At 37.8% G+C, this 17,405-nt stretch carries 11 protein-coding genes and 1 pseudogene; 2 read left to right on the forward strand and 10 right to left on the reverse strand.

The features are described 5' to 3' along the window. Positions 1–2: 2 nt before the first annotated feature. The 5 genes and pseudogenes from ACTNB8_RS06090 to ACTNB8_RS06110 all read right to left on the reverse strand — a co-directional run bounded on the left by ACTNB8_RS06090 (position 3) and on the right by ACTNB8_RS06110 (position 7,792). A complete protein-coding gene (locus ACTNB8_RS06090) occupies positions 3–1,415 on the reverse strand; it encodes a flippase (RefSeq protein ID WP_441053155.1) in 1,413 nt (470 codons plus the stop codon). A 43-nt stretch (positions 1,416–1,458) separates the two neighbouring features. After that, on the reverse strand, positions 1,459–4,167 hold the full coding sequence (locus ACTNB8_RS06095; RefSeq protein ID WP_441053157.1) for a DUF2142 domain-containing protein: 2,709 nt from the start codon (positions 4,165–4,167) through the stop codon (positions 1,459–1,461). 453 nt (positions 4,168–4,620) lie between these two features. Then, positions 4,621–4,788: pseudogene (locus ACTNB8_RS06100) on the reverse strand (DUF7724 family protein); the annotation flags it as partial. 138 nt (positions 4,789–4,926) lie between these two features. Further along, positions 4,927–6,501 (reverse strand): glucosyltransferase domain-containing protein, encoded by a 1,575-nt coding sequence (locus ACTNB8_RS06105; RefSeq protein WP_441053159.1) that lies wholly within the window; start codon positions 6,499–6,501, stop codon positions 4,927–4,929. A gap of 211 nt (positions 6,502–6,712) precedes the next feature. After that, the gene (locus ACTNB8_RS06110; RefSeq protein WP_441053160.1) at positions 6,713–7,792 is read right to left on the reverse strand and encodes an Rpn family recombination-promoting nuclease/putative transposase; all 1,080 of its coding nucleotides are present in this window, start codon (positions 7,790–7,792) and stop codon (positions 6,713–6,715) included. Between the two features lie 186 nt (positions 7,793–7,978). Between ACTNB8_RS06110 and ACTNB8_RS06115 the strand changes: the two genes are divergently transcribed. After that, positions 7,979–9,424, forward strand: coding sequence for a hypothetical protein (locus ACTNB8_RS06115; RefSeq protein ID WP_441053162.1), 1,446 nt, complete (start codon positions 7,979–7,981; stop codon positions 9,422–9,424). Positions 9,425–9,531: 107 nt separating this feature from the next. Here the strand turns inward: ACTNB8_RS06115 and ACTNB8_RS06120 are convergent, their stop codons facing one another. From ACTNB8_RS06120 to ACTNB8_RS06135, 4 genes are all read right to left on the reverse strand, one after another. Continuing rightward, positions 9,532–9,951: a hypothetical protein gene (locus tag ACTNB8_RS06120; protein WP_441053164.1), complete on the reverse strand. Its 420-nt coding sequence runs from the start codon at positions 9,949–9,951 to the stop codon at positions 9,532–9,534. 63 nt (positions 9,952–10,014) lie between these two features. Further along, the gene (locus tag ACTNB8_RS06125; RefSeq protein WP_441053165.1) at positions 10,015–10,962 is read right to left on the reverse strand and encodes a glycosyltransferase family 2 protein; all 948 of its coding nucleotides are present in this window, start codon (positions 10,960–10,962) and stop codon (positions 10,015–10,017) included. Positions 10,963–11,116: 154 nt separating this feature from the next. Beyond that, a complete protein-coding gene (locus ACTNB8_RS06130; protein ID WP_441053167.1) occupies positions 11,117–13,222 on the reverse strand; it encodes a glycosyltransferase in 2,106 nt (701 codons plus the stop codon). 173 nt (positions 13,223–13,395) lie between these two features. Beyond that, positions 13,396–15,192, reverse strand: a complete 1,797-nt coding sequence (locus tag ACTNB8_RS06135; RefSeq protein WP_441053169.1) for an L-fucose isomerase — start codon at positions 15,190–15,192, stop codon at positions 13,396–13,398. Between the two features lie 223 nt (positions 15,193–15,415). Here ACTNB8_RS06135 and ACTNB8_RS06140 point away from each other — a divergent pair, with 223 nt between their 5' ends. Continuing rightward, complete coding sequence (locus ACTNB8_RS06140) at positions 15,416–16,264, forward strand: AraC family transcriptional regulator (protein ID WP_441053171.1); 849 nt, start codon at positions 15,416–15,418, stop codon at positions 16,262–16,264. A 76-nt stretch (positions 16,265–16,340) separates the two neighbouring features. Here the strand turns inward: ACTNB8_RS06140 and ACTNB8_RS06145 are convergent, their stop codons facing one another. Continuing rightward, complete coding sequence (locus tag ACTNB8_RS06145; RefSeq protein ID WP_441053173.1) at positions 16,341–17,402, reverse strand: cob(I)yrinic acid a,c-diamide adenosyltransferase; 1,062 nt, start codon at positions 17,400–17,402, stop codon at positions 16,341–16,343. Between the last annotated feature and the right edge of the window lie 3 nt (positions 17,403–17,405).

Genomic DNA, 17,405 nt, shown 5'->3' on the forward strand with positions numbered 1-17,405 from the left:
TTTTATTTCCTCCTTGGAAAAATACGCAGTAAAAAAACACCTGCGCCATAAATTCCAATACCCAAAATCACCTGTAAAATCAATGTAACAAAATGGCTTAATCTTAAGAAATTCAAGGAATATACTACCACTCCCATAAGTGCTGAAAGCGCCACTATTTTCCACATCATTTTTGAATCTATTGTACTGCCCAAATATTTTCTCATGTACATATATTGAATTAATGCTGTTGTGCCTTCTGCCACTACGGTACCTATTGCCGCTCCACATGCATCATATTTAGGAATCAGTAAAAAGTTGATGATCAAATTGACAATCAGTGCTGCTACATATGAGATTGTTAATTCTTTCTTTTTATCTACAGCAACCAGGTACTGTATGCCTGTAACATTGCTGATTCCAATAAATATCATTGTTGGACATAATACCATTAAAATATGATAAGTATTGGCAAATTCTCTTCCTAAGAAAAAAGGAACAAAATTGCTGGCAACTGCCATCAAACCGAAGCAACATGGTATCAGGACAAAATTCACACAGAATAGTGCCTTTTGGATATATTCCCTGACCTGTCCATCTTTCCCCTTCGAAAATTCATATGCAATCCTGGGCATCAACACAGTTGACAATGCTGTTGCCAATATGATAGGAAGCTTTGCTATTTTTTCATTTTCTGTATAGTAAGATACATACGCAACATTACTTATCATGTTTTTAATCATGACCTTATCACATTGAACATATAACTGGCTTGCCGCCTGAGGAAGAAACAATGCCAATGATGGTATAATATGTCTGGTAAAATGAATCTCCCGCAATGGTAAAATCATGATATATTTTTTTATCCACGGTAAAATCAATACTGCATTTGCAAAAGTCATCAGACATAATAACCATACATATATACTAAGATCATTCTGTGTACGGACAAATACAAATAAAGATACCGTAAAAAGACCACGTACTATATAATTTCTGAGAACAATTGGCTTCATCTCTTCTATTCCGGCAAAAAACCAGCTTGTATCAAGAAATGTACCTATAATATAAACTGCATATATTTTAAAATATGTTCTATATTCCGCTCTGGATAAATAAATCCAATATACACCAAGTGTTCCCAGCAGTAAAACCATTCGCATAATAAAGATTTCCCAAAAACATTTTGACAAATCATGCTTATTATGACGATTATATGCCACTGCTCTGTTTGCATACCAAACCAGCCCCAGCATTCCAAATACTGTAAATAATGTAGCCACTGATTCAACATATCTGGCAATTCCCAGACTGTCAGCCCCAAGAACTCTGGTAAGATACGGAACTGTGATAATTGGAAGAACAGTAACTACAATCTGATATGATACATTATACAAATAATTTTGTATAATTTTATTTCCTTTAATTTTTATCACTCTGATATCCTTCTTTATATTATCGTGCTTCTCAAAACAACAATTAACTTAATACTGATAATAACGCAAATCCAATAACAAAAACATTTAAAAATGCTGCAATCTGAACCATATACGATTCATTTTTCTTAAGGATTACTAATTTATCATTTCTTAATGTCAACAGCAATAAGCCGACTACTGGAAGGAAATATCTTCCCTGTAATCCGGCTATATAATTACAGTTATTCTGCGTCCATGCCAGAAGCATCGACAACATAATTAATCCAATGCTAACTAATGAAATCAAAAGTACAAACGCTCTTTGTCCTTTTTTTATATATATTCTCTCTTCTTTCTTTTTCATGCAGCATGCAATTACCAGAAGAAGAAATGCTATCAATATATACCAGGGAATTAAAACATTCAGTCTTCCCAATTTTCCACCTATTATCTGCTGTACTTGAGTATCTCCCTGTGTTGCTATTGTATTTTGGTATAACCTGATCAATTTATTCGGTGCATGAATAAAATCAGAAAGACTGTACAATTCTAATCCATCTCTGTATGCACTTCCATTACTTCTCATGAACATTCTCCAGATTCTCTGGGAAAACTGTCCTATAAAAACAAGGCCCATTGGAATCGCTGCCCCCAATGTCCAGCCAATTTTCTCCTTTAAATTTCTTCCAATTTCCCAACACACCAGAAGAATTAACCCAAGAAGCGGAATATATACGCCGCCTTTGCAGGCTGCTGCTGAAAAACCTCCTGCCAGTAGCATAATCCCGAAATCCAGTATAGATTTATCTTTTGCATACAACATAGAAAATCCATACGCCAGATATACATACACTGCTCCAAGCAGAATGCCATCATAAGAACAGGAGACAACCTGCTGCAGCATAATCGGAAAAAGTCCCAGCACTGCCAGTGTTGCTTTACCAAACGGAATTTTTCTGATTCCAATCCACATCAGCAAAATAGCTGTCAGTGCATTCAACCATCTTCCAAACATGATCATCGTTGTCAAGTTAAAATGCAGAAGCCTTGCAATAGAAAATCCTACTGCTGCCGGTAAATAGTTTAAAAATGTTACATTTCCAACCGGGTTATCTGCATAAGTTGCGACAAGACTTGTGTCCTCTGCTTTCTCAAACACATTTTCGAAAGTTTCTCTGTACAACTCTTCTGTAACATCCATTGTATTTTCTTTTGACGTATCTATATCGCAGACACGTTTATAAATTCTATTTGGACCGGCATTATTATCAACTCCCAGTATTTCATTAGAAATTATATATGTTGCATCAATATGGGCTCTCTCATCCGGTACACAGTACGGTGGAATCAGGAAGCTGTATACAAATGAAAGTACTATTGCTGCTATAACAAAAGTCTTTCCTGTTGAAAGTTTTCCAAGTGATGTTGCTATAAATAAAATTGTCACCAGCACTGTAAGAATCGTCACCATATATTTGAACATTTTTGCAAACATCATCTGATTGCTATACAATGACACCATGCAGATATTACCGGTCACAGGAGTGGAATTTAGTTCATACGGGTAATCCTCACCCTGTCCACCAATCAGTGTTAAATTACCTTCCTGGACTTTATCTGCTTTAATTACAATTTTGTAATAGTTATTGGCAGAATCTTTTATTATGTCTGGTAATTCCAACACATAATATTTTTTTCTGATATCCCATACCAGTTTTCTGCTTTCACTTGTAACATGCTTTGTCAGTTTATCCAGTTTTTCAGTTTTTGCTTTTATGCTGCTTACTAACTGACCACTGGCATTGTCATATATACTGACTGTAAGATCAGCCTTTACTGATGATGCATTTTCAATATGCACTGCTACTGCCGAAAGATTATCTTGATTTGAATAAAAAATCTGTGAAACTTCATCACCCTCATTTAAATTGATTTTCTGAGCTGTTTCCCCTGTTTCTCCACATACTACTTCCGCATCTTTTCCTCGAACAGCCCCCTCCATTGTTTTCATATATACATAGTCAAAGAAAACAAACAGAACTCCCCATATTATCACTAAAAAAACTATTATTCTCTTTAAACTGCATTTAGATACTTTACCTTTATTCTCCATTTTTTTAAGAAACAATGGCATACTTGTTTTCTTCTGTATAAAAATCAGGAATAAACCAGCTAAAATTTCCGCTACAAAATAAATGCATGGTTTTAACCAGTTGCTGTTTTTTGCATTATAGCACAGAGAAGCACACAGATAGCTATTAGTCAGCTCTCCATCCATCCAAGAGTATTCTGCACTGTCATTTGTTTCTGACACACCTAAATAAGGTCCCTGATTTTTGAATCCAACCGATCGAAGCTGCATTCTTACTCTTGTACCCTTAGCAATCTTCGCTTTAAATGGAACATATATGTTTTTTTCATCTATCTGATCTTTAAACAACAATTCACTGCTCTGTATAAGTTCGCCACTGTTTACGTCAAAAAATTTTACAACCAGTTTTTCATTTTTTAATTCCAGTCCTCTTGCTTTGTATCCGTTAAATAAAATACCGCCTGCATTATCCTGCTTTATTACAAATTCTGTGTCTATATAATGATCATCCAGAATTTCATATTCCTGATCTGCCTGAACTCCAAAGGCATACGTTTCATAGCCATCTGACCTACAGGTAGCCAGCTGAACTATAAAAATAATCAATATTACAAAAAAATACACTGCAAATGCAGTCGAATTTTTATTTCCTTTAAGGGCTAGTATTTTCTTATTCATAATTCACATCTTTCCCAATTTAATATATTCGTAAAAAGTATATCAAAAACACATACAAATAGCAAGTTGCCTTTTCTTCATTTTATGTCTGTTCAGTCCTTCACCAATCTTATTCCAATTTATTCTGATCCATGATATACTAACTGTGTTGTCCAACCGATACCCAGCAACGGGAGGATGTGTAGGTTGTATGGAAAATATTGCTATTTCTTTCCTTATCTCCTGTCTGGCAAGCATAGCCGCCTATTATGTTTGCAAATGGTTAGATGGACGTAAGTGAGACAACACTAGCCTGGTGATTTCTTGTCCATCATGACAAAACAAGAAGAAGCCCCCAGTATTCGCGTTACTGAGGGCTTCACTCTTTTTGTCTGTATGGACTTGCTATCTCTTTTGCCTATGGCAATTGTAGCATATTCATTTCTGTAAATCAATATACCAACTTTCCGATTTTCAAATAATTTTTGCATCATCAACATACTCTTCCATCTCATTCAGATTCTTATACTTTGCTATTATAACCAGATATCCTTTATCCCATTCATTTACTTCTGTACATCTTTCCAATTTTGATGATGTCGCAAAACTGATAACTAGGTCTTTAAAAATGAATATCGTATACCGTCTGTCTGAATCTGCACCTCAGCCTCTTCTCTCATCTGGCAGCCCATTAAATCCCTCTCTGCACAAAGGGCAAACCTGAAAATTCTATATCATTCAAGTTTGCCCCTCTTACATTTTGATTTTCTTTATAACTAATCAAAAATCGGATAATTTTACAATATAAATATTATCCATTTTCTCTACATATCCATTTTCTGGATACTTTGGCATAGTTTTTGCTGTTTCTATAATCTGACTTTTTTGTGCATCATCTATGTTTCTATTATATTTTTTTCCAAATGCAGCATTTAAATACAGAACTGATCTTCTTGTACCACTGATTGGGTCTTCTACATTATAATCCCAGTCGAAACTGGAGTTACCCACCAGTGACTGTCTTCTACATGATGCATTTAATGGAGCATCCCATTTTCCGACAACTATTATTGTCGCCTGTGCATCACCTTCCAGTGTTTCTATATTTTTAACAATATCTGCGCCAACCTGATATTGCTGCATATTACAAATATCATCTGTATAAAATAAAGTCTGGCTTCTTCCCGACTGACTCAACAAAGATATAATAAGAACTATAGCAGCCGGTACTACTATAATCTGACGAATTTTAAATGTCTTAAACACTTCGCAGCATTTACTAAACGTATACATGCCCAGAAAAGCAGTTGTAAATGCTACCGGAAGTCTTGCTCTGTCAGCCGGAATTCCCCCGATAACTATGTTAAGTGCAATCATGCAAATAATATTTCCAACACATAATAACAGATAATCCAGTTTTAACCAGATATTCTTCTTTTCCAAAAAATTTTCGAACACCAAAATAACCAGAAGTATTATGCTGAGAAGCAATATCCAGCCAGCATACGCATCTCTGCCTAATAAAATATTTTTAAAATCTAGCCATAAACTTTGTATAATTTCTGTTGTCGGACGTGTTCCCCATTTAAATTGTAAATAATCTGATGTACCAAAATTGAATACTTTGCACACCAAGCTATACATAAGATAGCTAACGACAAAGTGAATAATTACAATTATAGTTTTTATCCAAAATGATTTATGAACCTTTAATGAATTATCTTTTTCAGTCATTTTATCAAACAAAATCAACAGGCAAGCCGCTGCTTCTGCCAGATGAAGTCCCGGAAATGTCTGATAAGTTCCAATCGCCATAAAAGCACAGATTACAGATCCCAATAATTCAACTGTATTACAGAATTTTGTATTTTTTCTGTTATTTATGAGCACATCCAATAATAATGCAAATGATATTGCCTGTATTAAAAATGCGAGTGCAATTGCACCTTGCTGCAATGTAAAATAGAAATGTGCAGCCCATAAAGGATTCGTAAGCAAAGCAACTCCGAAAATTATATATTTATACTTTTCTGATTTTCCATTAATCATGTAAAACACATAAATCCATGCCAGAATTGCCATAGAAAATATCGCCAGAAAAGCAACTCCATTCGCATATGGATTATAATGCCACAGATTCAAAAACATAATGAAATAATAATACCCCAGGCGTCCCAGACCTGTGATTATCCATTCTTTCCCATAATCTCCCATTATATATTGTTCTGTATCTATACCTATATTAGTTGTCATTGCATGTCCTACATAAAAAACCACAACTGAGAGCACAATTAAAACAACTAATACTATATGTTTTCTAAAAAAATCTTGTATAGAATTTATTTTTTCTTTCATGTTCATTCCCTTCCCATATCATTTTCATATTTTGCAATATCCATTTTATTATAATCTATAACATTATTTAAAGCAAGACAGCTTATCATTCAATCTCCGATCTTATTTATCCACAAAAGCGCCGTTCTGTCTCCACTTCCTGACAAAACGGCACTTTTCTTCTTGCTTAATCAATATCTTTTAATTTGATTTGTTTCCACTTCACCTGCAGTTAATGAACTTCTTTACTTTTTTCGAACTCTTCCACTTTCTTTTTCATCAATTCCATTTCTTTTGCCATTTGCTCAGCACGCTGTTCCGCTATATCACGTTGTTGCTCCGCTATATCGCGTTGTTGTTCCGCTGCATCACGTTGTTGCTCCGCTATATCGCGTTGTTGTTCCGCTGCATCTGCTCGCTCTTTTTCTCTTTTTGTATTTCTTCTTTCAGCCTGTATGTCCATTTTATCCATATTCTCAAATAAATATCCCATACCCTGACCTCCAATTCCGCCCATGATCTCCTGAGCTTCATCTCCTGGTACCTGTAGTTTCATCAGCAATGACCACAGGATCTTTTTGTAAATTTCTTTTATTTCTTCTGGTGCATTTCCATAGATGTTATCTACTATTTCCTCAGATATTTTTCTGAACTCTGCAAGATCTTCTGCCGACTGTATTTTGTTAATCAGCATTACTAGTGACATTTCATCATGTTTCCTGCTGAGTTCTTCGTTTGTATATTGATTAACACTCACTACCTGGTATGTAAAATCCGGAATATATTTTTCCATTTCATCTGCAAATTCGATACGGTCTCTCAAGTTCAGCCCGGCTGTCCACTTTCTTTTTCCTTCATAATACACAATTGGAATAATCAGTGGATATCTGAAGTCCTTATTATGACTGCTGCTCTTCTTTATTTTATTCTGAGTTACTTTATATTCCTGCCAGATCACACACATATACCGAAGAAGCTGCATGGCAACATCATAATCAATGTCACTCTTATGTTCAATCAATGAAAGAACAAAAACTTCTCTTTCTATTGTTCCATCCGGTTTACGGATATATACTTTTTTAATCGTATCGGATTCATATTCCACGCCCAGAAATGCACGATATTTCTTCGAAACATCTTCAATATCCTCCGGCATTACATTTGACAATAATGGGATATTGGTATAATTTCTCAGAAACTGACTTGTCAGCCGTTCATTTTTAAATATTTCACGGCTGTTCACATCTCTGACATGCATTTCAGGATGGTAGCTGGTGTTTTTTCTTCTTTTGTTCTGTGACGTTTTTTTCATTTTGCCTCCTGTCCTGGAAACAAATCACAGATCAAAAGATATTTACTTCTTTATTGTAACACCCGAGCAATATGTTCTGCAAGTTACTTTTCACTTTTAAGTTATATCCTTGTTTTCCCACACGTTGACTTTTCGTAGCATTCTATAGTAAAATGAATGAAATATATGATAGGAGTTTTACAAAAAATGTTTTCGAAAAAAATAAATATTATATGTGCAGGAACCCTGTTATGTACAGTTCTTGCCACATCTCAGATAAGTCTGGTAAAAGCAGACGATTCTGAACTGATTTTAAATATCGCAACTGAAACCTATACTGGTACTTATTCTGGTGACACAAAAGACGGCGAACCTTCCGGAGAAGGAACATTTTCTGTTTCGAATGACAATAACGATTTTACCTTATCCGGCACATGGAAAGATGGTCTTCTTGAAGGAAATGTTGAAATTGATTACGCTGATGGAGCAAAAACAAATGCTCAGTTTAAAAATGGATTGATGACAGGTACAACAACTGAATATAATGCAGATGGTTCTTATTCTGTATATTCCTGCACCAAAGGCCGTCCATATGGACGCATTTATAAATATGATTCAGATGGTCATCTTAACGGAGATGATTTCTATTATCAGATGCGAACAATAAGTTCTCTGAAGGCAGCCAGCATTGAAGCTGATTATAATCAGCTGCTTGGAACCAGTTTTCCTGATTCACCGCAGAAAATAACTGGAACTGTTGCCGCTGTTTTTTCCAGTTCCAACAACTGTTTTATAATTTTATACGACAATCAGTCGCATCCATACGTATTAACATATGCAAATAATTCAACCAACAAATACAATCAGGCTATTGTCCCAAATTTAAAGGAAGGGGATCATATAACTGCCTATGGATACCTTCAAAAACAGGATGCTTTAAATTCTTTTGAAGATGCGCTTGGGCGATCTCTGCTGGTCACAGATGCTCCAGAAAATATGTATTCTTTATCTGACAATGATCTGTCTGATATTTTAGATGCTGTCACTTCTTCTGCTTCTGCCGCATATAACGAAAATGCCACTTCAACTCTGCCATTTATTCTGGTATTTGCAGCAGATGTAAGTGGTTCCTCTTCTTTCGATACAACTGCTCCAAGTATGGATTATTCTGACATTATAAATAATCCGTATTTATACAGTAATATTAAATACACACTTACAGGAACCGTAAAAAAATGCGTTTCAAAATATGAGAAAGGTTATGTTCAGTTAATTATTTCTGAAAACGAAACGAATAATCTGTTTTATGTAAAATATCGTTATTCCGATGGCTCCGAACTTCCTGCCACTGGTGATTTGGTTACTGTAAATGGATTATTTAATGGAAACTACAAAAAAATAATTCCAGATGAAGATGCAAATATTTTGAAAAATAATTCCTCTAATGTTCCTGACGCCGATGATGCTTCAGACGACACTACTGTAGACTCTGCCAATGCAGATTCCAATATTGATTCTGCCGACAGTTCATCTGAATCAATTGAAGATGTTGTTGATGACGATATTCTGGAGGATGATGTACTTTATGACAAAATCACGTATGTCATTCTTTATCCAAGATTGTCTGCTACAGATATTACAATTCAAAAATAAACTGACAACAAATGCCGTTTTGTCATCGTAATCCAATGACAAAACGGCATTTTTCTTCTTGCTTAATCAATATCTTTTAATTTAATTTGTTTCCACTTTACCTGTTGTTAATGTACTTCTTTACTTTTTTCGAGCTCTTCCACTTTCTTTTTCCAAAACTGTGCTTCTTTTATTGCCTCATCACGTTGCTGTTCCGCTATACCACGTTGTTGTTCTGCCTCTTCCGAACGCAGTGCCGCTATATCTGCTCGTTCTTTTTCTCTTTTTGTGTTTCTTCTTTCAGCCTGTATGTCCATTTTATCCATATTCTCAAATAAATATCCCATACCCTGACCTCCAATTCCGCCCATGATCTCCTGGGCTTCATCTCCTGGTACCTGCAGTTTTATCAGCAATGACCACAGGATCTTTTTGTAAATTTCTTTTATTTCTTCTGGTGCATTTCCATAGATGTTATCTACTATTTCCTCAGATATTTTTCTGAACTCTGCAAGATCTTCTGCCGACTGTATTTTGTTAATCAGCATTACCAGTGATATTTCATCATGTAATATCTGAACAATATGTTCTGCAAGAGATTATCTGCAAAATCATTTTATTTTTATTGCATTATCATCATTTGTTTCTTCTATTATGAAATGTGGCCTTTTCTTTGTTTCCAGATACATTTTGGAAATATACTGCCCTATAACTCCAAGGCAAAACAACTGTAAACCACCAATAAAAATAATAACGCAAATCGTTGATGCCCAGCCAGCAACGGGATCATCGTAAATCAATTTTCGAATAATAATCCCTAAAAGTGTCAGAAAAGAAATCATTGTCATGAATACTCCAAACCACGATACTGCACTTAACGGTGCATGTGAAAAGTTTATAATTCCGTCAATTGCGTACTTTGTAAGCTTCCAGAAATTCCACTTTGTCTCTCCTGCAACCCGCTCCACATTGTCATAAGAAAGCCAATATGTCTTAAATCCAATCCAGCCAAATATGCCTTTTGAGAAACGATTGTATTCTGTCATATTAACAATTGCTTCAACCATGTCCCGTTTCATCAGCCTGAAATCTCTTGCGCCATCTACAATATCTGCGTCTGAGATTTTATTAATGATTCTATAAAAAGCCCGGGCAAAAAAACTCCTTATCGGTGGTTCCCCTTCACGGTCTTTTCTTCTGGTTGCTACGGAATCATATCCTTCTTTATGTATAATTTCCAGCATTTTTGGAAGCAGGCTCGGCGGATCCTGCATGTCTGCATCCATTACACACACATAATCTGCATTTGCATTACAAAATCCTGCATACATTGCTGCTTCTTTTCCGAAGTTTCTTGAAAATGACAGATATTTTACATGATTGTCCTTCTCAGCAATTGACTTCATAATTGCAAGTGTATTGTCTTTTGAGCCATCATTTATCAATAATATTTTGTAATCATAGTTCAGTTTACTCATTACCTTTGTCGTTTCTTCATAAAATATTGGTAATGCTTCCTGCTCATTATAACAGGGCACAATAATCGCTATACTCTCCATTATTCTACCTCATACAGTCTTTTGTGTTTTTATGAATCATCGTATTTTATCATGCAATCATCTTATCGTCTACATTTTATCACTGCATTTTTAATTTATCCACATAAAGTGCCGTTCTGTCATCACAATCTCATGACAAAACGGCATTTTCTTTTTAACCTCTATATTTCTCCACCATCTCAATCAGTTCCTCTGCTCTCTTCTCGAAGGAGTAATCCTTTTTGATCATCTCAAACTGCTCCAGTGCTTTTGCCTTTACGGCATCGTAATCTTTTTCCATCTTCTCGATGCAGGCCTGGAATTCTTCTTTGTTGCTGTAATAGAGGACTGCTTCCGGGAAGATTTCTTTCATTTCATCACAGCCATCGGAGATGACAGGCAGTCCGCATGCAAGGGCATCAAAGATCCTGTTGTTAATAAATTGGTTATCCAGCATATCTTTCCAGTGGTCGTTCAGTGTAGCTTTGGCGGAACGGTACAGTGCCGGCAGATCCTCATTTCGTACAAAAGTTCCGTCTATGATATCCTGATGGTCAGGGAGCATCTGCTTCCAGCCGCCTCCCCAGACATGAAGTGGGAGATTATCTTCTGCTGCCCAGAGGACACATTCTCTCATCACACCACGTGTACTTCCAATAAAGATATAATCATCTTTCAGATTTGTTGTTTTTCTCTCCTCGGGGTAAAACAGCTCTGTATCCGTACACTGAAGCAATGGTTCTACAGGCACGCTAATCTGCTTTTTCAGTTTGTTGGCATAATATCTGGATCCAACACAGACAATATCATACAGCTCATATTCAGATTTTGAGATCATGTCCGGGTGGCTGATATTCCACATAATATAAATGGTCTTTCCATTGCGGCGGTCCGGTCTGTAAAAATGATTCCCTCTGAGCACAAGTACAACGTCTGCTTCTTCATCGCAGCCCCAGTCCTGTCTTGTATCGATCACTACATAGATGTTCTTTCTTTCCAGATATTTCTGCAGTGCAATCGCATAATAATAGTCACCCCAGTGATACTTGGCTTTTCCCTCTGTTGCGGGACATTTGATCACCCATACCTGGCGGCCATTGGCTGTCCTTCTCAGCTCGGCAGGAATCTTGGCCCATTCATCACGGCGGTTAAGTTCATTTTCAATGTAAGCTTTCAGATCATCAATCTGGGCTTTCATTTCTTTTTTCATCTGTCTGTCAAAATTTTTCTGCTGGTCTTTCATTTTATTATCTATATAGACTCTTCCCACCGGAACTATTTTTCTCAGAAATCTTTTGATTTTTCTCAAAATCCCCGACATTTTATCCTCCTGTGACTGTCCTGTGATCTTCAGATATTTCTGGTAATCTTTCGGAAGTTCAAAATAATTTTCACGTTTTCCTTTGATTCCCATTTCTTCAAACCACTCTGCATTCAATTTCTCTTTCAATTTGGACTTTGTAGGTTCTGCAAGTGTCTCATAGTTCCAGAGAGTAAAATGCAGTGCATAGTTGATATACTCTTTTTCCAGGTCCCTGTACAAATCATATTTTACAAGTTCTGCTTTGAGTGCTTTCAGGCCTTCATAAAAACAGGTCCATGATTTTTCTCTTGTCTTGGAAAGGGAATCTTCTGCATCTCTTCTCTGATGAACCAGTACTTCCGGAACAATCGAGATTCTCTGTGCAAGCACCATGGCGCTATACACAAAAAACAGGTCGTTTGTTGTTCTCTGTTCCTGAAACTCAAGCTGATATTTGTCAACAAATTCTCTGAGGAACAGTTTGTCCCATGCCCATCCCATGAATGTCATGAAAACATTTCCTGAAACCTGCCTGAATGAAAACGGCTGATAGTCCGGAAGATTTGCTTCTTTCAGAACCCAGTTTGCAGGCGCATATTCTCTGCGGTCCGTATAATACATATCGCATTTATATACAGAAATCTCTGCATGGTCCTCTTCCGCTTTTTTATATGCTTTTTCAAGCATTTGAACATCAAAAAAATCATCTGCATCAAGAAAAGACAGATATTTACCTGATGCATGGCGCATTCCATTATTACGGGCAGCTCCGGCTCCGGCATTCTTCTGTTCCAGAATCTTTACACGACTGTCCAATGCTGCATATTCCTGCAGTATCTCTACGGAATGATCTGTAGAACCATCATCTACACAGATAATTTCTATTTCTTTCAGTGTCTGTGTTACTACACTGTCCATACATTGTCTCAGATACTTTTCTACATTGTAAACCGGAATGATTACCGATACTTTTATCATTTTTATTCTCCTTGCAGAATCATTTTTCTCACATACTCTGTAACTGTTTATAGTTACCATGATTCTTCTATTATACCTGTTTCATTAAAACCCGTCCAGCACTTTCAGTCCAGGACGCAAACAATCCCCCGGGGAAACCCGGAGGATTGTTTAATCATGGCATTTATGATTTTTTATTTGTAAAGTGGTCCGTAGTTCTTGCATGCACGGAAGTCTGCGCCTTCTTTGTCCATGCCGAATGCATTCCATGCTGCCGGACGATAGATATCTTCTTCAGGAACATTGTGCATAGCTACCGGGATACGAAGCATAGAGCACATTGTGATCAGGTCAGCTCCGATATGTCCGTAGGAGATAGCACCGTGGTTAGCTCCCCAGTTGTTCATTACATCATAAGCTGTTTTGAACGGTCCTTCTTTGCCATCGCATCTTGGAGCGAACCATGTACATGGCCATGTGTAGTCTGTACGTTTCCAGAGTTTGTCAGATACTTCTTCAGGAAGAGCTACTGTCCATCCTTCAGCGATCTGCAGAACCGGTCCAAGTCCTTTTACAAGGTTCAGACGGATCATTGTTGCAGGCATCTGAGCTTTTGTTTCATAACGGCTGGAGTATCCGCCTCCACGGAAGTATCCGTTGTCGGCCATACACCATTCTGTGTTTTCCATGATTGCTTTCTGGTCTTCTTCTGTAACATCCCACCACTGTTTCATAACAGCATTGCCGTTTTCATCTTTGGCTTCGCCGTTAGCGTCCAGGCATGCAGCACCGGAGTTGATCAGGTGAAGGAATCCGCCAGCTTCTTTAGCTACACCTTCAAGGTCATATCCTGTAGCTTTCTTAACAGCCTCCGGGCTCCAGTATGTACGAACATCAGCGAAGATCTGAGCTCTGTTTGTAAGAAGTTTCATGAACATCATTCCAAGACCGTTGAGAACGTCATTCTCTGTAGCGAGGATGTATGGCTCACGAGCTCCGTTCCAGTCAAAGGATGTATTCAGCATAGCTTCTGCAAAGTCACCGTTTGGATAGAAGTCTGTCCACTGTCTCTGTCCCTGGAAACCAGCTGCCAGAGCGTTGTGTCCGATTGCTTCTTCGGAGAATGCAGGATCAAGGTTATCGCAGCCGTTCATCAGTTCTTTGATGATAACTGCCATCTTAACTACGAATTCAAACTGCTCTTCTTTCTTTTCTGGAGAGAACTGCAGTTCTTCCGGGTTCTTATCCCAACCGATCTTACATGTTTCTTTAGCCCATTTCAGAGCTTTTTCGAATTCTGCGTGATCGTAGATGCCTTCTGTCATACGACGGATGATCTCTACCTCGTCAACAGATTCTACACGCATTCCAAGATAGGATTCGATGAAATCGGAATCAATGATAGATCCGCCGATACCCATTGTTACGGAACCGATCTGCAGGTAGGATTTGCCTCTCATGGAAGCTGCTGCAACAGCTGCACGACCGAATCTCAGTAATTTTGCTTCAACGTCTGCCGGGATAGATGTGTCATCAGCTTCCTGAACATCATGTCCATAGATACCGAATGCCGGAAGACCTTTCTGTGCATGTGTAGCAAGTACGGATGCAAGGTAAACTGCTCCTGGTCTTTCTGTTCCATTGAATCCCCATACAGCTTTGATTGTCTGTGGATCCATATCCATTGTTTCTGCTCCATAGCACCAGCATGGTGTTACTGTAAGTGTAATATCAACGCCTTCTTTGCGGAATTTATCAGCACATGCTGCACTTTCGCCTACACGTCCGATTGTTGTGTCAGCGATAACAACTTTAACAGGCTCACCGTTGGAATATCTCAGGTTATCCTCGAAAAGTTTTGCAGCAGATTTAGCCATGTTCATTGTCTGTTCTTCCAGAGATCCTCTTACATCCAGTGCTCCTCTACGACCATCGATTGTTGGTCTGATACCGATTACTGGGTAGCTTCCGATTAATCTGCTCTTTGCCATAATATTTATTACCTCCATTATAATATTTTCATAATTTACAGTCCCGGTCATCTGCCATGATATAGTGAACAGTTACAACAGGACTCCTTTTTTGCTTCTGTTCATAGTATACATTTGCCAAAAGCAAATTACTTGTGTTATAATAGCAAAAAACAGTACAATATTCACTTTTTTATTTAAATATGTAAAAAAAATATAAACTTTGACAAAGGAGGAATATTTCTTGCACGATCTAGACCGAAACGAGGACCGTTTGAGAGGAACCTACGAATTTCCATTTGAATTTCACCATATTAATTCTCTTCATCCCCGTTATGTCATGTCCTATCACTGGCATGTGGAATATGAGATCATACGTATCCTAAAGGGGACTCTTACTGTCACTTTAGACGAAAAAAGTTTTACTGCGCAGGTCGGAGATATCATCTTTGTACACAGCGGTATTCTACACAGCGGTATTCCTGACGATTGTATCTACCAGTGTATTGTTTTTGACGGAAACGTTTTTCTGAAAAACGGTTCCATCTGTTCTACATATATGCAAAAAATCATTCACCAGGAAATCCTTGTATATCACCATTTTTCAGCCAAACACCCTGATATCTGCAGTACTGTAAACAGTATTTTTGATGCAATCTGGAAAAAACCTGAAGGTTACGAGCTCACAGTCATTGGACAATTTTACCACTTTTTCGGCCTGATTTTTAGTAATCATTACTATCTCGAAAGTGTCACACGCACAAGACGTGATTACAAACGTATCCTGCAGCTGAAACAGATTCTTGATTTTATTGAACACAATTATGCCAGCCCGCTGACACTGAACCAGCTTTCTGCTTCAGTAAATATGTCTCCGAAATATTTCTGCAGATTTTTCTCGGAAATGACTCATCAGACTCCCATGGATTACCTGAATCATCAGAGGATCGAACAGGCATGCTATCAGCTTTCCACCACCGATGACTCCATCACGGAAATTGCCTATCGGAACGGATTTAATGATCTGAGTTATTTTATAAGAACATTTAAGAAATACAAAGGAATCACACCAGGCAAATACAAAAAAGCATAAACAGCATAAAACAGGCTCCGGAAGTTCTATACCTCCGAAGCCTGTTAATTTTTTATTATTAAAGCACTCTATTATATTAAAGCACTTCTTTCAGCACAGACAAGCCATATTCAGCCAGACTGTGATCCTCTTCACCTGTTCCACCGCTGATTCCAAGTCCTCCGATAATCGTGTCTCCTGCTTTCAGCGGAATGCCTCCTCCGAATATCACGATCTTGCCGTTATCCATCTTGTCAACTCCGTAAAATGTTCCTCCGGGCTGGGCAAGAACACTCAGTTCTTTTGTAGACATTTTCACAGCTACAGATGTATAAGCCTTCTTCATGGCAACATCAAAGCTTACCAGAAAAGCCCCATCCATCACATGTACTGCAATTGGATTTCCGTCAGGTCCACAGACTGCAATGACAGCTTTCTTGCCGCGGCGCTCTGCTTCCTGTTCAATTTTCTCAATCAGACATTTTGCACTGGCAAGAGTAATCCGTCCCTGAATACCCATTTTCTTCAAAACTTCCTGAATCACAGCCTCACTGACTGTTTCGGAAGCATTTATCTGCTTCTGATCATCTGTCATTGTTCTGACCTCTTCTTTTCCACCTTCGGATATTTTCTCTGTTAGATTATCCACTTTTTTATCCTCCGATGCATCTGTATATCTGGCCAGAACATAAAGATAATCAGCCAATCGATTCAGATATTTTTTTGCACCATTATCTGCACCAAATTTTACGCTTACAGATGCAAGTGAACGTTCAGCTCTTCTCGCAACTGCCCACGCTATATCAATCTCGGCTGAAAGACGGCTTCTTCCAGGAAGTATCATCGACTGCGGTTCATGAAATAATCCCTGCAGTCGTTCGATTTCCTGTTCAAGAAGTTCTACCTGTCCATCTTCCAGTTTATATTCTCTGTTATAAGGATCTGCCACTCCTGAAATAACCGATGTCAGTGTTCCCTGGATTTTTTCCAGAAAATGCTCTGTTTCCTGATTCTCTGTCATGGTTCTGACAAGTCCCAGATGGCTGGTCAGTTCTTCAATTGCTCCTACCAGCTGAATACGGTCATCAGACTTGGAGACATTTTTGGTGTGGACAAGATCTGTAGTTCCCCTGTCCCCGTTTTTGGTATAAATGTTCATCCC

It is taken from the genome of Blautia sp. HCP28S3_G10, from assembly GCF_052065235.1.
GTDB lineage: Bacteria > Bacillota > Clostridia > Lachnospirales > Lachnospiraceae > Blautia_A.